The 20,986-nt window shown below is 55.8% G+C and carries 16 protein-coding genes; 8 read left to right on the top strand and 8 right to left on the bottom strand.

The genetic code is table 11. The annotated features are described in order from the left end of the window. The first annotated feature begins 561 nt into the window (after nucleotides 1-561). From ACDI13_RS12955 to ACDI13_RS12945, 3 genes are read left to right on the top strand one after another with little or no spacing between them, the layout of a single operon-like run. Nucleotides 562-984 (top strand): OsmC family protein, encoded by a 423-nt coding sequence (locus tag ACDI13_RS12955; protein WP_316990747.1) that lies wholly within the window; start codon nucleotides 562-564, stop codon nucleotides 982-984. A gap of 10 nt (nucleotides 985-994) precedes the next feature. Next, on the top strand, nucleotides 995-1,795 hold the full coding sequence (locus tag ACDI13_RS12950) for a thymidylate synthase (RefSeq protein ID WP_316990746.1): 801 nt from the start codon (nucleotides 995-997) through the stop codon (nucleotides 1,793-1,795). Then, nucleotides 1,792-2,289 carry a dihydrofolate reductase gene (locus ACDI13_RS12945; RefSeq protein WP_316990745.1) on the top strand — a complete coding sequence of 166 codons (498 nt, stop codon included), beginning with the start codon at nucleotides 1,792-1,794 and terminating at the stop codon, nucleotides 2,287-2,289. Before ACDI13_RS12950 ends, ACDI13_RS12945 begins: the two co-directional genes overlap by 4 nt. Nucleotides 2,290-2,641: 352 nt before the next feature. Here the strand turns inward: ACDI13_RS12945 and gcvH are convergent, their stop codons facing one another. From gcvH to apbC, 7 genes are all read right to left on the bottom strand, one after another. Further along, nucleotides 2,642-3,016: a glycine cleavage system protein GcvH gene (gene gcvH / locus ACDI13_RS12940; protein WP_086060363.1), complete on the bottom strand. Its 375-nt coding sequence runs from the start codon at nucleotides 3,014-3,016 to the stop codon at nucleotides 2,642-2,644. Nucleotides 3,017-3,102: 86 nt separating this feature from the next. Then, nucleotides 3,103-4,284 carry an NAD(P)/FAD-dependent oxidoreductase gene (locus ACDI13_RS12935; protein WP_372373125.1) on the bottom strand — a complete coding sequence of 394 codons (1,182 nt, stop codon included), beginning with the start codon at nucleotides 4,282-4,284 and terminating at the stop codon, nucleotides 3,103-3,105. 54 nt (nucleotides 4,285-4,338) lie between these two features. Further along, a complete protein-coding gene (locus ACDI13_RS12930; RefSeq protein WP_316990743.1) occupies nucleotides 4,339-6,612 on the bottom strand; it encodes an arginine/lysine/ornithine decarboxylase in 2,274 nt (757 codons plus the stop codon). 9 nt (nucleotides 6,613-6,621) lie between these two features. Next, on the bottom strand, nucleotides 6,622-7,185 hold the full coding sequence (gene dcd, locus ACDI13_RS12925) for a dCTP deaminase (protein WP_316990113.1): 564 nt from the start codon (nucleotides 7,183-7,185) through the stop codon (nucleotides 6,622-6,624). A 127-nt stretch (nucleotides 7,186-7,312) separates the two neighbouring features. Next, entirely contained in the window at nucleotides 7,313-11,428 is a 4,116-nt protein-coding gene (locus tag ACDI13_RS12920; RefSeq protein WP_316990114.1) for a translocation/assembly module TamB domain-containing protein, read from the bottom strand. Continuing rightward, nucleotides 11,428-13,206 (bottom strand): BamA/TamA family outer membrane protein, encoded by a 1,779-nt coding sequence (locus tag ACDI13_RS12915; protein ID WP_316990115.1) that lies wholly within the window; start codon nucleotides 13,204-13,206, stop codon nucleotides 11,428-11,430. The genes ACDI13_RS12920 and ACDI13_RS12915 overlap by 1 nt, the downstream gene beginning before the upstream one ends. A gap of 6 nt (nucleotides 13,207-13,212) precedes the next feature. Next, a complete protein-coding gene (apbC, locus tag ACDI13_RS12910) occupies nucleotides 13,213-14,298 on the bottom strand; it encodes an iron-sulfur cluster carrier protein ApbC (RefSeq protein ID WP_316990962.1) in 1,086 nt (361 codons plus the stop codon). Nucleotides 14,299-14,400: 102 nt separating this feature from the next. Between apbC and ACDI13_RS12905 the strand changes: the two genes are divergently transcribed. From ACDI13_RS12905 to ACDI13_RS12895, 3 genes are all read left to right on the top strand, one after another. Then, the gene (locus ACDI13_RS12905; protein WP_045930818.1) at nucleotides 14,401-14,658 is read left to right on the top strand and encodes a hypothetical protein; all 258 of its coding nucleotides are present in this window, start codon (nucleotides 14,401-14,403) and stop codon (nucleotides 14,656-14,658) included. 219 nt (nucleotides 14,659-14,877) lie between these two features. Next, entirely contained in the window at nucleotides 14,878-16,947 is a 2,070-nt protein-coding gene (metG, locus tag ACDI13_RS12900; RefSeq protein WP_316990963.1) for a methionine--tRNA ligase, read from the top strand. Nucleotides 16,948-17,142: 195 nt separating this feature from the next. Then, nucleotides 17,143-18,039, top strand: a complete 897-nt coding sequence (locus ACDI13_RS12895) for a cation diffusion facilitator family transporter (RefSeq protein ID WP_316990964.1) — start codon at nucleotides 17,143-17,145, stop codon at nucleotides 18,037-18,039. A 45-nt stretch (nucleotides 18,040-18,084) separates the two neighbouring features. Here ACDI13_RS12895 and ACDI13_RS12890 read toward each other — a convergent pair whose 3' ends face one another. Continuing rightward, nucleotides 18,085-18,987, bottom strand: a complete 903-nt coding sequence (locus ACDI13_RS12890) for a LysR substrate-binding domain-containing protein (RefSeq protein WP_316990965.1) — start codon at nucleotides 18,985-18,987, stop codon at nucleotides 18,085-18,087. Between the two features lie 496 nt (nucleotides 18,988-19,483). On the opposite strand from ACDI13_RS12890, the gene ACDI13_RS12885 reads away from it, so the two are divergent. Both ACDI13_RS12885 and ACDI13_RS12880 read left to right on the top strand, forming a co-directional pair. Continuing rightward, nucleotides 19,484-20,320, top strand: coding sequence for a bifunctional allantoicase/(S)-ureidoglycine aminohydrolase (locus ACDI13_RS12885; protein WP_316990966.1), 837 nt, complete (start codon nucleotides 19,484-19,486; stop codon nucleotides 20,318-20,320). A gap of 174 nt (nucleotides 20,321-20,494) precedes the next feature. Beyond that, a complete protein-coding gene (locus ACDI13_RS12880) occupies nucleotides 20,495-20,968 on the top strand; it encodes a nucleoside deaminase (protein WP_316990967.1) in 474 nt (157 codons plus the stop codon). Nucleotides 20,969-20,986: the final 18 nt, after the last annotated feature.

Below are 20,986 nucleotides of genomic sequence, written 5' to 3'. Positions count from 1 at the left end.
AAGCAGCTCGGCGGCACCTTGACGCGTCGCAGATCAAAAGAGCATGGACGCAAAAAATCTGCGACTGCCTAGGTCGCGAGAGCCGTCATGTTAAAACACCCGTCTGTTACGCCTGAATAAAGCCCCCACTGAAAGCAAGGTTTATTGAGACAGAACAAATACGAGCACGACATTTTTTGGTATACGGGCGACAGCCATTATAGGCGAGGGTAAACCCCTGTGACATATCTGTTTCAAAATGCCGTGTACCGAGCAGAAGTTTATCCTAGGACAATAAACAAAACCAGTCTAAATCTTACAAAAGCTACGGTTCTACTCTGATTTATCTATATAGAATTCCTTATACAGGCACAGCACCCACCACAGTCAGATGCCCTAAGCAGTAACAAGGCCCACATTCAGGCCTCATATTCAAATTAGCCATAAAACTGCAAAAATCCGCGTCAAATCACGCTAACCCTGGTTTCCATCCAGGCGCGACACAGCCCCCATCAAAAAGTACAATCACGGCTATCAATCTACTGACGAGCCTTGGCTCGCACTGCACACAAAGGAATTCAGATGGAATGCACAATCGACTGGGGCGGCACAGAAGGAATGCTGTTTGTTGCCCGTACCGGCAGTGGTCATGTGACAGCCATGGACGGCGCCCCTGAAGGTGGTGGTAATAATCTGGCCCCACGGCCCATGGAAATGCTGCTGACCGGTGCCGGTGGTTGTGCTGCGTACGATGTGGTGCTGATTCTAAAACGCGGGCGTCACGCTATTACCGGCTGCCAAGTGAAACTGACGGCCGAACGCGCCGACACCGACCCCAAGGTTTTCACCAAGATCCACTTCACCTTTGTGGTGACTGGCAAGGACCTCCCCCAAGCAGCGGTGGAGCGTGCCGTACAACTGTCGCACGACAAGTACTGCTCGGCGTCGGCCATGTTGGGCAAAACTGCCGAAATCACCTACTCCGTCGACATTCAGCAAGCCTGAGGCCACACACATGTCCCTCTATCCCTACGAAGACCTGCTGCGCCTGGTCTACACCCAAGGCACTCCCAAAGGTGACCGCACAGGTACCGGCACGAACTCGGTATTTGGTCACCAAATGCGCTTCGATCTGTCGCAGGGTTTCCCGCTGATCACCACCAAGAAACTGCATACCCGCAGCATCTTTATTGAGTTGCTGTGGTTTTTGCGTGGTGAGTCCAATGTGCGCTGGCTGCAAGAGCGCGGCGTCTCCATCTGGGACGAATGGGCCGACAAGGACGGCAATCTGGGCCCGGTCTATGGCGTGCAATGGCGCTCCTGGCCGACCCCCGACGGTCGTCACATCGACCAGATCAGCCAGTTGGTGGAGCAGATTCGCAAGAATCCCGACTCACGTCGCCTGATCGTCTCGGCCTGGAATGTGGCGGATGTGGGCCAGATGGCTCTGCCCCCTTGCCACGCCCTGTTCCAATTTTATGTGGCCAACGGCAAGCTATCCTGCCAGCTCTACCAGCGCAGTGCGGATATTTTCCTGGGTGTGCCCTTCAATATCGCCAGCTACGCCTTGCTAACCCACATGGTGGCGCAACAGTGTGACCTGGAGGTGGGTGATTTCATCTGGACAGGCGGCGACTGCCACCTGTACTCCAATCACTTCGAGCAGGCCGAGTTGCAGTTGTCGCGTGAACCACGCCCCTACCCCACGCTGACGATCAAGCGCAAACCCGCCAGTCTGTTTGATTACGAGTACGAAGACTTCGAAATCACCGACTACGATCCTCACCCCCATATCAAGGCGCCTGTTGCCGTATGAGTTCCACCCCTTTTATTCGTCTGGTCGTTGCCTATGCGGCCAATCGCTGCATAGGCAAGGACAACGACCTGCCCTGGCGCCTGCCTTCCGACTTGCAGCACTTCAAGCGCGTGACCATGGGTTTGCCCATCATCATGGGCCGCAAGACCTGGGAGTCGCTGGGCCGTCCTTTGCCTGGCCGTCCAAATCTGGTTATCAGCCGCAATGCGGATTACCAGGCAGAGGGTGCACAGGTGTTCAGCAATCTGGACGACGCCCTGGCCGCTTGCCCTGGCTTTGAGACAGCTTGCGTGATTGGTGGCGAACAGCTTTTCCGTCTGGCCCTGCCTATGGCGCAGGAACTGATCGCAACCGAGATCAAGGCTGATGTGGACGGCGACACCTTCTTTCCAGAGCTACCCGTTGGCCAATGGCAGGAAGTAGAACGTCTGCCCCAGCCCGAGGAAAATAGCTTCACTTACGACTATGTGACCTATCGCCGTCGTAGTCGTTAAGAGAGCCGCGAAACTACTGGGGGCCTGGGTTTACCTGCCCTGCGGCAAACCAGCTCTACGCCAATGAGCCAAGGCCTGCGCTTTGATAGTGAACAAAGCCGGCACTCTATCGGCACAGAGATCAACAGCAAGGAAAACTGAGCCCCGACAGTGGACTGAGCCTCAGGCTCTCCAGCAGAAGCCCGGCGACTTGCATCACGCAGCCACCCGACCCTGCCCAAAGCCCAAAAGCTTACGCTCGAAGCCAAATAAAAAGCCTGAATCCGATTTCACGGATTCAGGCCTTTTTTACGATCGACCCGCCTGGATCAGGCAAAGTCAATGCGCACTCCTGCTAGCTCAATATCTGAACTTACTCGGCCACCGCTGCATAAGCAGGACCATCCAGCAAACCTTGCAAATCAGCCGGATTATCAGCCTTAAGCTTGAAAATCCAGGTATCAAACGGGGCTTCGTTAATCAGGTGTGGGGCATCGGATAAAGCCTGATTGAATTCCACCAGCTCGCCCGCCACAGGTGCATAAATGTCGGAAGCGGCCTTGACCGATTCAACCACACCCGCTGTTGCACCTGCAGCCAAACGGGTACCAGGAGTGAAATCCCCCACAAACACCAAATCACCCAATTGGTCCTGAGCAAAGTCGGTAATGCCAACCAGCACAATACCGTCTTCATCCTTGGCCCACTCGTGACTTACTACGTACTTTCTATCTCCTGGCAGTTGCATATCGCCTCCCTGACAAACCAGCCCACAATCCTGTTGATTTCAAAAGCGACCGCAAAGACTGCAACTTGCCGCTTCCACTCGTTTACCTAGCTCTGACCTGCTTGCACCTTCAATGCGCGTGCGCACGCTGCCGCGGACGCCCAAGCCCATTGAAAGTTATATCCACCCAGCCAGCCGGTGACATCCACCGCTTCGCCAATAAAAAACAAGCCAGGTACTTTACGCGCTTCCATGCTTTTCTGATTCAGTTCGCGTGTATCCACGCCGCCACTCATCACTTCCGCCTTTTTATAGCCTGCGGTGCCACTGGGTTTCAACTCCCAGGCATTGATGACCTGTCCCACCGCGCGCAATACGCGATCAGGCAGATCGGCCAAACGCTGCTGCCCGACACCTTTGGGCAACAAGTCCGAGGTATCCAGCCATTGCTCGACCAGACGACGTGGCCACAAGGTCGACAAGACAGTGAGCAACTGCTGGCGGCTACCCGCCTTCAAATCCAATAATTGCTGCGCGATATCCTGACCGGGAGCCAAGTCCACACCAATGCTCTGGCCTGACTGCCAGTAGCTGGAAATCTGCAAGATACCCGGCCCGGACAGGCCTCGATGCGTGAACAGCAAATCTTCCAAAAAGGCTTGGCGCTGCTTACCCTGCCCGGTACTGACTTCCACCTCCAAAGCCATGCCGCTCAAGGCAGAGAATGGTTTCCAGTCCCGGCCATCAAAGGTCAAAGGCACCAGAGCCGGATGTGGTTCAATCACTTTCAAACCAAAGTGACGCGCTACACGCAAAGCGTAGTCCGTGGAACCGAGTTGTGGAATCGCCATGCCACCTGTGGCAATCACCACCTGCAAGGCATTCAAATCGCCCTGACTGGTTCGCAGCACAAAACCTTCTTCGGTACGGCCAATGGACTGCACCGAACAGGGCATGCGCCAGGACACCTGGCCTTTCAGACACTCCTGACGCAGCATCTGGATGATGGACTCGCTGGAGTCATCACAGAACAACTGGCCTTTGTGCTTTTCATGAAAACCGATGCGGTACTCTCGCACCAGTTCCAGAAAATCCTGAGGGGTATAGCTCGCCAAGGCCGAACGGCAAAAATGCGGGTTTTTGGACAGAAAATTCTCTGGCGAAGTACCCGTATTGGTGAAGTTACAGCGCCCTCCACCGGAAATACGGATTTTCTCGGCCAGCTTTTCAGCGTGATCAATCAATACCACTCGCAGGCCGCGCTGGCCTGCGATACTGGCAGCCATCATACCGGCCGCACCTGCGCCGATGACGGCAACATCAAAAAAAGGGATCACGCGGGTTTACTCGTTGGTTTCAGACTCAAGCACACAGTCTACGTAGTAGCGTGGCAGTCCATCGGGGCCAATATCCTGCGCCAGTCCATGCACATAGGTTTCAAAGCCAGGGAAGCGGGCATTGAACTCGCGCGCAAATTGCAGATACTCCACAATGCGCGAGTTAAAGCGTTCGCCAGGAATCAGCAAGGGAATACCGGGCGGGTAAGGCGTCAGCAAGACACCCGTCACACGGCCTTCCAGTTCGTCAATGCCCACGCGCTCGATATCGCCGTGCGCCATCTTGGCATAGGCATCCGAAGGCTTCAGAGCGGGAACCATGTCGCTCAGGTACACCTCGGTCGTCAAGCGGGCCAGATCGTACTTGCGGTAAGCCTGGTGAATCTGCTGACACAGGTCTCGCAAGCCCATGCGCTCGTACGTAGGCTGGGTTTTGCAGAAGTCCGGCAAGATGCGCCACATGGGTTGGTTGCGGTCGTAATCGTCCTTGAACTGCTGCAAGGCGGTCAGCAAGGTATTCCAGCGGCCTTTGGTGATGCCAATGGTGAACAGAATAAAGAAGGAATACAAGCCGGTTTTCTCGACCACCACACCGTGCTCAGCCAGATATTTGGACACCAGGGCAGCCGGGATGCCCTGCTCGGCAAAGGTGCCGGAAATATCCAGACCAGGTGTCACGACCGTGGCTTTGACCGGGTCCAGCATATTGAAGTTGGTCGACAACTTGCCAAAACCGTGCCATTCCGCATCGGAGCGCAAAATCCAGTCCTCGCGCTGGCCTATACCCTCTTCAGGCAGATTATCCGGGCCCCAAACCTTGAACCACCAGTCGTTCTCGCCGTATTCCTTGGACACCTTGCGCATGGCGCGACGGAAGTCCATGGCCTCGCAAATGCTTTCTTCGACCAGTGCCGTGCCGCCGGGCGGCTCCATCATGGCCGCAGCCACATCACAGGATGCAATAATCGCATACTGCGGACTGGTGCTGGTGTGCATCAAATACGCTTCGTTGAACACGTTGCGGTCCAAGGGGCGGTTTTCCGCATCCTGCACCGTAATCTGGGACGCCTGCGACAAACCAGCCAACATTTTGTGTGTGGAGTGCGTGGCGTAAATCATGGTGTCTTTGGTACGCGGACGATCCGCACCAATGGCATGCATATCGTGATAGAAGTCGTGGAAAGCCGCATGTGGCAACCAGGCCTCATCAAAGTGCAGCGTAGAGATCTTGGAGTCCAGCGTTTCCTTGATCATTTCCACGTTATAGATCACGCCGTCGTACGTACTTTGCGTCAGCGTCAGAATACGGGGTTTCTTGTTTTTGGCCTTGCTGGCAAAGGGATTGGCCTCGATCTTGCGCGCAATATTCTCCGGCAAAAATTCTTCTTGCGGGATGGGGCCAATAATACCCAAGTGGTTGCGGGTTGGACGCAGAAACACCGGAATAGCGCCTGTCATGGTAATGGCGTGCAGAATCGACTTGTGGCAGTTACGGTCCACCACCACCACATCGTTATTGGCCACATTCGCATGCCAGACGATCTTGTTGGAGGTGGACGTGCCATTGGTGACGAAAAAGCAATGGTCGGCATGGAAGATACGAGCCGCGTTGCGCTCGGCCTCAGCGACCGGGCCGGTATGATCCAGCAACTGCCCCAGCTCATCGACCGCATTACAGACGTCGGCACGCAGCATGTTTTCACCAAAAAACTGGTGAAACATCTGGCCAACCGGGCTTTTCAGGAAAGCTACGCCACCCGAGTGCCCAGGACAGTGCCAGGAATAAGACCCGTCAGACGCGTATTTGACCAGTTCGCGGAAAAACGGCGGTGCCAGGCTTTCCAGATAAGAGCGGGCTTCACGGATGATGTGACGCGCCACGAACTCAGGCGTGTCCTCGAACATGTGAATGAAACCGTGCAGCTCGCGCAAAATATCGTTGGGGATATGCTGCGAGGTGCGTGTCTCGCCGTACAGATAGATGGGGATGTCCTCGTTGCGGAACCGCAGCTCGCCAATAAAGGAGCGCAGGTTCTTGATCGCGTTGGCGACGTCCTCTGGGGAATCCACATCGAATTCCTCATCATCAATCGACAAAATGAAGGCGCTCGCGCGGCTTTGCTGTTGCGCAAAAGAACTAAGGTCACCATAGCTGGTGACCCCGAGAACCTCTACGCCTTCGGCCTCTATCGCCGAGGCCAGGGCTCGAATGCCCAGGCCCGACGTATTTTCGGAACGGTAGTCTTCGTCGATGATGACGATGGGAAAACGAAACTTCATCCAGAACTCCTAGGTACGGGGCAAGGTAACGCCCTGTTGACCCTGATATTTGCCGCCACGATCGCGGTACGACACTTCGCACACTTCATCGCTTTCAAAGAACAGCATTTGTGCACACCCTTCGCCCGCATAAATCTTGGCTGGCAGCGGAGTGGTGTTGGAAAACTCCAAGGTGACATGGCCTTCCCATTCGGGTTCCAGCGGGGTCACGTTCACGATGATGCCGCAACGGGCATAGGTGCTTTTGCCCAGACACATGGTCAACACACTGCGGGGAATACGAAAGTACTCGACCGTGCGAGCCAGCGCGAAAGAATTGGGCGGAATAATGCACACGTCCCCGACAAAATCCACAAAGGATTTTTCATCGAAGGCCTTGGGATCCACGATGGTCGAGTTGATATTGGTGAAAATCTTGAATTCGTTGGCACAACGCACATCGTAGCCATAGCTGCTGGTGCCGTAGCTGACGATACGTTGTCCGTCTACATTGCGCACTTGGCCTGGCTCGAAAGGCTCAATCATGCCTTGGGCAGCAGCCCGCCGAATCCAACGGTCGCTTTTGATACTCATAAGAAATTAGCCGCCTTAAATCAGTAACCGGTTATTTTATCGTTTAGAGGCACACACAAGCCAATTGCGGCGCAAATATGTCATTTGCACCACAATTGGCTGCCCGTTTGCAGCCGGGCAGCCTGCATCAATCCTTGGAGAACCAGCGGTAAATCAGGGCCAGACCGTTTACCGTACCCGCGCTGAGCTCAGCGGTCAGGCCCCGCGCCAGACGGTAGCTGGCTCGACCTACCGTGCCGGTATCGGCCATGGCCTGCTCCAGGCTGACCGAAAAATCGGCCGTCAAGGCCTTGGTAATCGCAATGAACTTGCGCTCTTCATTGCTGGTGCCACTGTTCAGGGATTTGACCACACTTTCCACCGGCAAAATGCTACCGGCACTGCCCAGGTCACCCGAGCGCATGGCAACTTCATCAATACCGAACTTGCGGTAGAAGGGTTCGCCATCACCCAGGAAAGAGGTACCCACGCTAAGCAGCAAGGCCATATCGCCACCGGAATCATCCGGTCCGTGTCCCAGCAGGAGCCAAGACAATTTTTCAACTTCACTGACTTCCGGATAAGACACCAAATCGATTCGGGGTCTGCGCGCCGTACCAATCACCTTAACGCCTGCCTCTACCGCCAGACCGGTGCGCACAGCTTCAATATCCAGAATCGGCGAGGTGATATCGCCCTGAAAGGTCACCGTACCGCGCTTGAGCAAGAGTTTCTGTCCATACAGCTCGATACGTCCACCACGAGTGCGCAAGGCGCCCATGCCAGTTAACTTGCCACCCGCCATCGTGATCCGCAGATTGCCAACCAGGCCAGAGTTCACGCCATACCCAGTTAGATAAAAGCGTGGGCCCAAATCCACCTCAATATCCATACTCATATCAGTGGCTGCCTGAGATGGCTCGGCGGCAGGTTCATCACCCGCCCGCACAATCACCACGTCGCTGTCTACCGTGGGAATGCCGCCCAACATATCCAGATTGAACCATCCTGCGTCGGCCACCACCTTACCGGTAATCGCAATACGGGGCAGTTCCATGTCCAGATTGATATTGCCGGACATCATGGCGTAACGGTCAGAGCGTTGCAAAATAGGGAAACGGAAAATATCGACGCCAAATGCCCCTTGCTGAGTACTCAGATTCCACTGCCCGGAAACCGTCAGCTTGCCATCTTTGGCCTCCGGACTTTCTTTCAACCAGGTGGCCGTACGCCACTCTTGCGGTTCTACCCGTGGACGGGCCGGGAAGGTCAACGAATCCAGCCGGAAAATATCGTCGTCAAAACTGGCATCCAACTGCCCGTCAATGAGACGGATACCGTCGTCCAGGCGAGTAAAGCGCAACTCGCGGCCAGTAACCGTACCGCGGCTGGTCCAGGCCCATTTCGCGCCCACATCAATACTCACGTCCGCATTCAAGCGACCACCCAGCTCCATGGCATCGCCCAAAAACAGGCTCGTCCAGCTCAAATCATCAATATCAGCTTGAATGCTGACCGTTTTGCGATCGTTCTCATCCAGAGCCAGCCCGTGAATGGGTGTTTGTGCCTTGGCAGTCAGGTAGCCCATTTCCTTGGTACGCAAATCCAACTGGGCCTCCAGCCGGCTGGTGGTACCTGAGGTAGGTTTCGCATCAATGACGATGCTCAGATCCTCCAGACCCAGAGACATGGGGGGTTCGGCAAGAACCTGAACATCCCCCGCGACACGGTCTACACGCACCTGCCCCGCCAAGGCGCCATTGAACTTCAGATCCCAACGAGCTTTGATATCAATTTCAGGCGGCTGCGTTTTCTTGTTCTTGGCAATCTTGACGCCACCCTTGGCCTTGTCAGCGTTTCCTTCTACGCCAACTTTACGCAACAAACGCGCGATGCGAGGTTCGGACAAGACCAGATCCAGCAACTCGCCGCGGCTGGCCCAGTGGTCAGGTTGGTAACTAGACTCCTGGTGGCGCAGATTGATCCAGGGCTCACCATCAACCGTCGTGCTCAAAGTACCAGCACCGACTCGTACCGACCAGGGGGCCAATGGCTCAGGTACCTTGGGAGCGTTTACAGTTTTATCGGCTGTGTTTTCGGGAGCACCCGCCTGTGCCTTCGCTGGCTCTGCTGTCGCTGTAGCAGACGTAGTCGTCGTCTGTGCAGTCGCTGGCGTAGTGGCCTCTGCCGAAGAGGATGGGGCCGCTGCATCACGGTCAACCGTGGTTTGGTCCTTGGCCGCTGCTGTGGCAACTTGAGCCGGAGGCTCTGGCGCCCGCAAAGCATCGGTAAAGCGCACAGGCAGTGCCGACTGCAAACGAACGATCAATCCGGCATGGTCGGCCACCAAACGGCTTACCTTGCCATCCCAATAGGCAGCCTTGCCCTGATCGGCAAAGTGCCAACCACCTTCCAGTGCCAGATCCGCCTCGGCCAAACCTTGGCCCAGTTGCCCCTTGGCCGTGCCGCCCAAGTCGTATTGGCCTTTCAACTGCAAAGTGTGATGAGCGATATCGCCACGCAACTGCCCTTCTGCCAAAACCTTGCCCAATTCCAAACCAGGCCACAGTTGCTCAGCACGAGGAACCTTCGCCAGCAAATCCAGCTCGGCCTTGCCAGACATGCCAAAGCCACCTTTCAACTGCACCTGGTTATCACCAATCTTCATATCGGTGAGCACATCCGAAACACTTAACTGACGCCACCAATCCGGCTGGCCTGGCTGAGCCGGTGCAGAGGCTTTTGCCTTGATCTGGCCGATTGCAGTCTGTTTGTTCCAGCGGCTGCCTTGCAAAAGTTGTACGTCTACGTTGGCGGAGAGCAACTGCTCTTTATCTGCCAAGACCACATCAAACTGGCCTTGGGTATTGATCAAGGCGTCTGGCAGCACATCGCCCAGCAAGGCGTGCAGATCCAGTTTGCTGCTACGGAACTGACCTTTGAAATGGTCTTGGACATGTACGCCTTCCTGCGTGGCATCCCAGGCAAAATCGGCATCCAGCGAGGACTCGTCCGGCAGTTTCACGGCCAGCTTGGCCTGACGCACGGGCACGGAATCCAACGGGCTCAACTCTGCGCTGGCATCCAGGCTATAGCCCTGACCATGACCATTGAGCAGCAAGGTGGCTTGTTCCAAAGAGCCATTCAAAGTGATTTGCGCGTTGACCACACAATCGGGCAAAGGCTCGGGCTCAGGAACAGCAACCGGCTTCTGGATACGTTCTTCCTCGGCAAGACCCGTACTGCCCCCAGGCTCGGAACTGATGACTCCGGCGACACCATGAGCATCTACAGGCTGATCGACAGATTGGCTGGAAGAAATCGCACGACTCTGTTCGCTGGCCTCAGATTGGCCTTGCTGCGTCAATACGGCCTGTGCAGGTTCGGCGTGTTGTTCTGCTGCTTTTTCCGACGTTGTTTCTGATGATTTTTCTGCTGTTCGATTGTCAGTTTTCTCAGCAGCGGAAGCTGCAGCCGCCTTGGCAGAGGTCTTAACCGTGTCAGCAACGCTGGTTGTTTTGGACGGGTCGGCTACTGCCTTCGCGGCGGGTTTTCCGGACTTCGACTGCTCCGCATAGGCAGGCAGATACTGCTTCGCGCAAATCGGTGAATCCGCCGTCAAACCACGTGCAATGATTTGAATATCAGCTCGGGCCGGGTAAGGCGCTTCCAGACCATCCAACGCCACTTCGCCTTGAAAGCCAGCGCGAATGGACTCATTGGCCACCATCAAATCGTACAGCCGCAGTTGTGCACTGCCGGAATCCAAAGCCAGTGCCGAGGACAAATCTGCAATCGCGACCGGCAAGGGAGTGCCATCTTGCGTCAACAAGAACTGCCCCAAGGCCAGCTTGTCCACGGCAATGCTGATGGGCAGCTCGGGCATTTTGAAGGGTTCGTCGGATTTGGGCTCGTCCGAGGATGTCAAGGCCACATCCACTTTATGGGCGCTGAGCTCCACCACATGCAAGCGACGCTCCCATAGCTCTTTCCAGTTAGCCTGTAGACGCAAACGTTCGATATCTACGTGGGTGTCAGGCAGGGCCAGCACGAGGTGGTCGATACTCAAGCCATCCCAGATCGTCCCGCGCACGCCTTGGGCACTGCCCTGCGCGTAGGGCAAAGCCGTGCGCAGAGCCCAGCTCGTACCGGCCTGGCTGGCCAGCACCCAATACACAAAGCCGCAAACAAGCAGCAGGGCCACCACCACAAAGGGGATACCCCACAATGCGAAATATCGGAACCAGCGCCGAAGCCAAGCCATTAAAATGCGATTCCCAAAGAGAAACTTAAACGTAAGCGTTTATCCCGCTGACCATAGGCCAGATCAAGATTAAAAGGCCCGGCAGGGGTTCGGACCACTGCGCCCAAACCGTAACCCCACGCCAAGTCCATATCACCAAAACTGGACGCGGCATCGCCCACATCCACAAAGGCACGCATACCGTATGTGCTGGTGAAAAAATGCGTGTACTCCACGCTGGCCACCGCCATGGCCGGAGCCCCCACCACAGCATCGCTGCGCCCAAGACCAATACTTTGATACTTATAGCCCCGGATACTGCGCGCGCCCCCGGTGCGATAGCCAAAATCAGGCGGCGTCCGATCCGTCATCCCCCACACTTTGCCGATTTCACCACGTACGGACAAGACGTCCCAATCTCCAACCGGCCACCATTGCTGGAGTCGCAAATTGCTGCGGTAAAACCTTTCACCCCGATCCAGGGTGACACCAGCACCAACACCAAAATCAATCAAATTGCCTTCACGTGGGTCGTATTTCTTGTCCACATCGCGACGCAACCACTGCCAGGTTGCAATGGCTGAAGGGGTTTCACGCGTTGGCAGACCAGAAATCTTGGTCTTATCCCAGGCCCCCAGCAAACCCCACTCCGTTTCATACTCTACGCGGCTAGTGCCCGCCGCCTTTCGTTCCTGACGCAGCTTCCAGCCCAAAGCCACTCGCTCCGTATCCAGACCTTCAACGTCGGAACGATCGTACAAAACGCCAAAACTGTTCTTGTAGCCGCGAATCGTGGGTGGCAAATGGATGTCATAAAACGCCCTCTGGCGGTTTTTATCCACCCCGATACCGGCCTCGGACCAGACAGGCAGGCCAAACACAATATTCTTTCGATACAAGGCTTCAACACGCGCTCCGTGGTCGCTGTCAAAACCCAAAGAGCCGGTGAACTGTTTAGACGGCGCCTCTGTTACCCGCACATGCACTGGCAGTTCTACATCACCATCAGGAAGTTCTTTCTTGCTGCCGGCCTCTTCATCCAGGGTGACAAAGGCGCCCCGAAAGAAAGTGGTGGCAGCCAATGATTGCTGCCACTCGTCCAACTTGTCCTGATCGTAAGGGTCGCCTGGTGTGTAACGCACATAACGGTCGATCAAGGACTGGGGAACCCGCTTCAGGCCAGTGGTTTCCAGCGGCCCCATGCGAACCCGCGGCCCACTATCCACTTTCAGGGACAGGTCAGCCACGCCTTCGTCCGCCAGCACCGTCGCCCGCGTCTCGATGTAACGAGCGTAGTAAAAGTCCTGACGCTGCACACTTTCCAGCAAATCCGCCTTGGCCGACGACCAGACTGAATTTAAAAAAGGATCCTCCGCTTTCAGGGGAAAGCTGGCTTTGATTCCTTCCAGACGCACCTGGTACTCCGGCTCCTGAATCTTGCCTTTGAAGTCCAGGGCAATGTCTCGTACGCGCGTGATTTCACCCGGCTGAATAATGATGTCCCAATATTCACCGCTGGAATCCTCGCCCACCTCCAGCGTGACCACAGAGTCAAAATAACCCTGAGTCTGCAAGGCGGAGACGGTCGCATCATGAGCCCGGCGTCGCAGGCGCGAGACCTCTCCCAAGTCCTGATCCTCCGCCAAACGTGTAATGGCACTGACCGCGCGCTGAATTTCTTTCAGCGCCTGGGGGGGCACGCCCCCCGGATCAATAATGACATCAGGAACGGAAGACTGAGCCCATACTGCAGGGCTCAGAACTATCGAAAACAACAGGCAAAAGCCGGATTTGCGCATACGTACTCAAAGAGGACGAGGAACAACCTTGGGGCGCTGCCCCGACGTGTCTGGAGGAAGTTGCGACAAGTTAGCCGAAACGCGATTGGCAATCTCGTGATACAGGCGGGCCTCGGGACTGTCTGCGCTGGCAATCACCGTCGGGGTACCAGAGTCGGTTTGAGCCCGAATGCTCATTGCCAACGGCAGGGCACCCAGCCAAGGCACGTTGAACTGACTGGCCATATCGCGACCACCATGCTGGCCAAAGACCGGGTCGGCATGACCACAATTCGAGCAAATGTGAACCGACATGTTTTCCACAATACCCAAGACAGGCACATTGACCTTCTGGAACATATTAAGGCCACGCTTGGCGTCGATCAGGGCCAGATCCTGAGGGGTAGTCACAATGACGGCCCCCGTCAATGGAACTTTCTGCGACAGAGTCAAGGCAATATCACCCGTGCCTGGGGGCATGTCGATGATCAAATAGTCCAGATTGTCCCAACGCGTTTGTGTAAGCAACTGTGTCAGCGCCTGGGTGGCCATCGGACCGCGCCAGATTGCGGGAGCGTCCTCATCCAACAAGAAACCAATCGAGTTCGCTTGCAGACCGTGGCCAATCAGCGGCTCCATCATCTTGCCGTCAGCACTGCGCGGACGCTCGTGCAGGCCCAGCATAGTGGGCACACTAGGACCGTAAATATCCGCATCCAGCAAACCGACACGCGCACCCTGCATATGCAAGGCCAAGGCCAGGTTCACCGAAGTCGTACTTTTGCCGACCCCGCCCTTGCCCGAGGACACCGCAATAATGTTGCGAATATTGGGCATGGGGCGCAAGCCTTCCTGCACGGCATGTATACCAATACGAGGACTCAGATGCAGCTTGGACAGAGTGGCACCCACGCCCGCCAAGGCTTGCTCGATACGTTCGCGCAGTTGCCCCTGAATGTCATACGCTGTATAGGGCAGATGCAACGTCAGCTCAACCTGGTTCTGATCCATGCTCAGTTCGCATCGACCCGCATCGACCGATAACTTCTTTAACGTGTTGGGATCGGTCACACTCTCCAGGGCTTGCAACACGCGCTCGGAACTCACTGTCATTTATCCAAAACCTTGATATAAAGAAACATCACCATACCTTTAAACCAGAAATTTAGCGGTTCAAGGGGAATTTTTTTACACTTATGATGTCATACTAACCCTATGAACACATTTAACCAGATTATCCGCACAGCCCTCTTTGTCTTGCTGACAATTTTCGGTGCAATCATGGCGTTTATCTTCATGGTTTCCACTGCTATTGCGATCGGCATTTTATACATTGTGGCGCGTATTAGTGGCCGTCCTTTTGGCGTCAAAGCCTATTGGGACCAGCGCCGCCGCCCTGCCGCTGCCAGCAAACAGTCGACAGCACCACGTTCGCGTGATGTCACCGACATCGAGATGCGCGAGATTCCTTAACAGTTCTTGACTGTGCGCCACGCAGTTGATGCACAGCAACGCTGATTAGGTATTGCCCCCCGAACACCCTGAGTCGTCACAGGCTCAGGGTGTGTGCATTTGTATCATTCGCAATGACCCATCAGCAACTTGTCCGTGGACATTCCTCTGTCTGGCTCAGCACAAGTGTGCAATAGACCGTAGAATCCTTGTTCCCTTTCTCTTTTATTTTGTTAAGTCATGTCACGAACGATATTTGTTACGACCGCCCTGCCGTACGCCAACGGCTCGTTTCACATCGGCCACATCATGGAATATATCCAGGCCGACATCTGGGTTCGGTCCATGCGAATGTCGGGACATACCGTTCATTTCGTTGGAGCAGATGACGCCCATGGCGCCCCCATCATGCTCAAAGCCGAAAGTGCGGGCATTACCCCCGCTCAACTGGTCGACAAGATCGCGGCCGAACGCCCCACTTACCTGAACGGCTTTAACATCAAATTCGACCACTGGCACCGCACGGACTCGCCAGAGAACGTCGAGCTGGCCCAGGATATCTACCGCACGCTAAAGAGCGCCGGCTTTATTGATACCCGCACCATCGAACAGTTCTACGATCCGGTCAAAGGCATGTTCCTGCCCGATCGTTACATCAAGGGCGAATGTCCCAAGTGTCATGCCAAGGACCAGTATGGCGACAGTTGCGAAGTCTGTAGTGCTGTCTACGCACCTACCGAGCTGATCGAGCCCTACTCCACCCTGACCAACGCGCGTCCGGTGTTAAAGACCTCGGAACACTTCTTCTTCCGTTTGTCCGACCCGCGCTGTGTCGCCTTCCTGCAAGAGTGGACCACGGGCAAAAATGCCCAGGGCAAGCCACGTCTGCAATCGGAAGTGCTGGGCAAAACCCGCGAATGGCTGGGTACAGGCGAAGGGGCCGAAGCGTCCCTGAACGACTGGGATATTTCCCGCGACGAACCTTACTACGGTATCCCGATCCCGGATGCGCCCGGCAAGTACTTCTACGTCTGGCTGGACGCGCCTGTGGGCTACCTGGCTTCCTTGAAAGCCTATTGCGTCAAGGCCGGTCTGGACTTTGATGCCTTGCTGGATCCGGAAGGCAGCACCGAGCAAGTCCACTTTATCGGCAAGGACATCGTGTACTTCCACGCCCTGTTCTGGCCTGCCATGCTGAAGTTCTCCGGTCGTAAAGTGCCTGACGCATTGAACGTGCACGGTTTCATCACCGTTAGCGGCGAAAAAATGTCCAAGAGCCGTGGCACCGGCATTTCGCCCCTGCGCTACCTGGAACTGGGCATGGACGCAGAATGGATGCGCTATTACATGGCCGCCAAGCTAAACTCGCACGTTGAGGACATGGACTTCAACCCGGACGACTTCATTGCCCGCGTCAACAGCGACCTGATCGGCAAGTACGTCAACATCGCCAGCCGTGCAGCCAACTTCATCAGCAAGCACTTTGATGGCAAGCTGGCTTACCAGGGCGACACTTCCGAGCTGCAAAACCAGCTCAAGGAAGTTGCCGAGAAAGTCCGCGCCGATCTGGAAAGCCGCGAGTACGGCCGTGCCGTGCGCCAGATCATGGCCCAGGCCGACATCATCAACCAGGCTTTCGACACCGCCCAGCCCTGGGTCATGGCCAAAGGCATTGCGACCGCCGAGCAAGCCCAGAAAAACGCGCTGCAAGACATTTGCTCGCGCACCCTGGCTGGCTTCAAGGGCCTGTCCGTCATGCTGACCGCCATTTTGCCTACCCTGACTGATCGCGTTGCCCGCGAACTGTTCGGTCTGGACCGCGGCTTTGTCTGGGACGACGTGGCCGCCTTGCCTGATCACATCGCTCCATTCAAACACCTGATGCAACGGGTAGACAGCGCCATGGTGGACGAACTGCTGGCCCCCCCACCCGCTCCTGTCGTACTGCCCGGTGGCGAAGCGATTGCCGACACCATCGATATCAAAGACTTCATCAAGGTTGATCTGCGTATTGCCAAGATTGTGAGCTGCGAAGCCGTAGAAGGGTCGGACAAGCTACTGCGCCTGAGCCTGGACGCTGGCGAAGGCCGTTTGCGCCAAGTGTTCTCCGGCATCAAGTCGGCTTACCAACCCGACGACCTGATCGGCAAGCTGACCGTTCTGGTGGCTAACCTGGCTCCTCGCAAGATGCGCTTTGGCGTATCAGAAGGCATGGTTCTTGCCGCGAGCCATGCTGATGATGCAGTCGATCCAGGCATCTATATTCTGGAACCGTTCCCTGGCGCCCAGCCAGGCATGCGCATCAATTAAGACGCATTCCTGATACGCCCGAAAGCCTCGCTCAAAAGCGAGGCTTTTTTGCCTACCTGTACCCAAGAAAAGGCTCAAAACAGCCTGCCAAGCCCCTTTCAGCGCCCCGCAGCCCAGGAAAGCCGATACACTCTTTATCTTGAAACTGCTGTATTGATACACAGCCTGCTGCTTTGCTTGCAAGGACCGTTTGGCATGAAAAACATTACCCCTTCTGATCTGGACCGGCACCGTGGCGCTCAACGCTCCACCTGGGTCAGCGTCCTTGTCAATATCGGGCTGAGCATGCTGCAAATTATGGTGGGCCTGTTCGCCCATTCTCAAGCCCTGATTGCCGACGCCATTCACTCTTTGTCTGATCTGCTGTCAGATTTTGTAGTGCTGATTGCCAACCGCCATAGCCGCCAAGGCCCGGACGCAGACCATCCCTACGGTCATTTGCGCTACGAAACGGCCGCCACCTTGGCCATTGGAGGCCTTTTGCTGGCTGTGGGAGCAGGTATGTTGTGGAATGCCGTCTCTGCCCTGCGCGACCCCAGCAGCATCGAGGCTGTACACCCCATTGCATTGGCCATTGCCTTGACTGCACTCTGTAGCAAAGAACTCCTGTTTCGCTACATGTTGCGTGTAGCAAAACGGTTACGCTCGACCATGCTGGCTGCCAATGCCTGGCATGCCCGCTCGGATGCCGCATCCTCCCTGGTTGTCAGTGTCGGAGTCATGGCGAACTTGGCAGGCTTGCCCTTGGGTGACCCCTTGGCCGCCAGCATGGTTGGCTTGATGATTCTGCGCACAGGCTGGAAGTTTGCGATAGGCGCCTTCCACGACCTGACAGATAAAGCGGTCGATCAAGAAACTGAAGAGCGCATTGCCAAGCTCTTGCTCGAGACTCCCGGTGTGGAAGGGATACACCAACTGCGCACCCGCAAATTGGGCGACATGATCTGGGTAGAAGTAGACCTGGAAATGGATAGCAGGCTGACCATAGCCCAGGGGCACGAGATTGCCGTGGCTGCACGGGCGCGTGTGATGGCCGAAGAGCCCGTGCTGGATGTCATGACGCACTTTGATCCGGTCACGCCAAAGCACTAAAGCCTGACGCGTCTTTGCCACTCTCGCAGGCAGAACGCTAAGGTGTCAAACGCGGCGCTCACTCTCGGGGGCCAACATTTCTACCAGCACACGAGACAAGGCCGTCACCATCTCATTGGCATGAGGCCTATGCAAAATCGCCAGTTCAAAAGCATCAATACGGGGCAGGCCTTGCGCTTGCCCCAGTTCAATATGATCAGCCCGCACCGCACGTCGTGGCAGCAAGCTGATACCCATCCCGTCTGCCACCGCCCCCTGAATACCGCTCAAACTGGAGCTGGTAAAACTGATACGCCAACGTCGCCCCAAGGACTCCACTGCACTGATGATTTCCTCTCGATAAACGCCACGGCGCGGGAAGGTCACCAACGGGATAGGGTCCAAATGAAAAACTGGATCAGTGGCGCTATCCACCCAGGCGGTCTGCTCGGGTAAGCAGGCCACCGCCTCACGGGCGTTGTGACGCTGTTTGACCAACACCAGGTCCAGTTCCCCCTGATCATAAGCGGCCAGCAAATCACTACTCAAACCGCTACTGACTTCCAACCGAACCTGCGGAAAGCGCCGATTAAAACCCGCCAGAACCCGCATGGTCTGACCGTTGGTAAAGTCCTCTGGCACACCCAGTCGTACCGAGATGGTCACCAAAGAACCCGACAAGGCTTCTGACAACTGATTATTCAAGGCCAGCATCTGGCGGGCGTAACCCAACAGGGTCTGCCCCGCCTCGGTTGTACTGACTCCCCGGCTGGCCCGGTCCAGCAAACGCAGCCCAGCCAGTTCTTCCAGGCGTCGCACTTTCTGGCTGATCGTGGACTGGGTGGAATGCAAACGTGTGGCGGCTGCCGTAAAGCTGCCGCAATCGACCACCGTCAACAAAGCCAACAACAGGTCCAGGTCGTACAAAGGCCGGTTCAGGCTGGGACTGCTTGATAGTTGATGATCCATATATTCAAAACCCTTCTGAAATCCGCCTGGGCGAAGACAAACCCTGCTCAAAGCCTTGGCATTAACCCTGCATCACAGACAAGGAGCTACGCCGTAGACCACTGTGGATGGATCTGCATTTGAATCAACGGCTGCTCCAAGTCCAGCCATAACATGAATCAACCACAACACAAATACAGGCATTCTCAAGCGTTCTCGCACTCACCACTGGCACCAGCACCCTCACTGTTGCTCAAACTCGCTACTACCAGCCCCCACGTCATTGCCCTTGCTGACCTGGACCCCATCCGTCGGTCGATCCACACCTACATCTCGATTATTCAAAAAACAAATACTAGAGATTTATACATTTAATTTGTAAATATCACCAGCAATCGTTAAGGTGTATTGGTCCCGCGCATTACAACGACGTCCCGCCTGTGCCTTGCCCCAGCCGCCGGGATTGCGCCGTGCCGTTCGACGGATTTTTCCTTACTGAATTTCAATGGGAATCAACATGTCCAAAGTCAATTACTACGCCCCTCCCGGTGGCCATCCTCCTCAGACTCAATTGCTGACGGATCGCGCCATGTTCACCGAGGCCTATGCCGTACTGCCCAAAGGCGTGCTGCAAGACATCGTGACCAGCTTCCTGCCCGGTTGGGAAAATACCCGTTTGTGGGTATTGGCACGTCCTCTGTCCGGCTTTGCCGAGACCTTTTCCCAATACATCATGGAAGTAGGCCCACAGGGTGGCAGCGACCATCCTGAGTCCGATCCCGAAGCCGAAGGCGTGATTTTTGTCGTCAAGGGCCAACTGGAACTGGTGCTGGAAGGCACCAAGCACATCATGGAAGAAGGCGGCTATGCCTTTATTCCTCCTTCCACCAATTGGACCTTGCACAACCGCACGGGCGAGCTGGCCAACTTCCACTGGATTCGCAAACGCTACCAGCGTGTGGAAGGCCTGGATGCCCCTGAAGCCTTTGTAACCAACGAAAAAGACGTGACACCGGGTGTTATGCCTGACACCGAAGGCCGGTGGAGCACCACCCGTTTCACTGACATGTCTGACCTGCGTCACGACATGCACGTGAACATCGTGAACTTTGAACCCGGTGGCGTAATCCCCTTCGCTGAAACACACGTGATGGAACACGGCCTGTACGTTCTGGAAGGTAAAGCCGTTTACCGCCTGAACCAGGACTGGGTTGAAGTGGAAGCCGGTGACTTCATGTGGCTGCGCGCCTTCTGCCCACAGGCTTGTTACGCGGGCGGTCCTAGCCGTTTCCGCTACTTGCTGTACAAAGACGTAAACCGTCATGCAAACCTGACCATTGGCGGCAATCGCTAATAGGGCATGAAACAGAACAGCCGCTGCCCGTCAGCGGCTGTTTTGCATTACCAATACGCCAAACCAGAACGCGTCCCCCTGATGCCGCCTTTACCCGCAGGTATCCCACAAGGCACAAAGAGAGACGCTGGTTTCAAGACTCATTCCAACCTTGCTGCTCTCCAGGAGAAAAACATGAACGATAAACACTATCTACTACGCGCCATCCAGATTGCAGAAGAGAATGTCGCCCGCGGCGGCCAGCCCTTTGGTGCAGTGCTGGTGCGTGACGGCCAGGTTCTGGCCGAGGGGGTAAATGAGACCTACATTGCCCATGACCCCACCGCACACGCCGAAATTCAGGCTCTGCGTACCGCCAGCCAGGCCGTACAAAACAGCAGCCATGCTGGCAGCACCATGTATGCCAGTGGTATCCCCTGCCCCATGTGCATGGCCGCCATGATCGCCTCGGGCGTAGAGCGCGTGGTGTATTGCGCCGACGATAAAGAAGGCGAGCCTTTTGGTTGGTCCACCGAATCCTTCTACCGAAAAATGCAGCAGGACTTTGGTACGCAGGGCGTAAAAATGGAACACCTGCCTTTGCCTGACAAACGCAAAGTGTATGAAGCCTGGCAAGCCCGTTTTGGACAAGGCTCCAACCAAGACTAAAACAAACGCCATTCAAAA

It is taken from the genome of Alcaligenes faecalis (genome assembly GCF_041521385.1).
Lineage (GTDB): Bacteria > Pseudomonadota > Gammaproteobacteria > Burkholderiales > Burkholderiaceae_B > Alcaligenes > Alcaligenes faecalis_E.
This window is presented reverse-complemented; position numbering and strand designations above follow the sequence as displayed.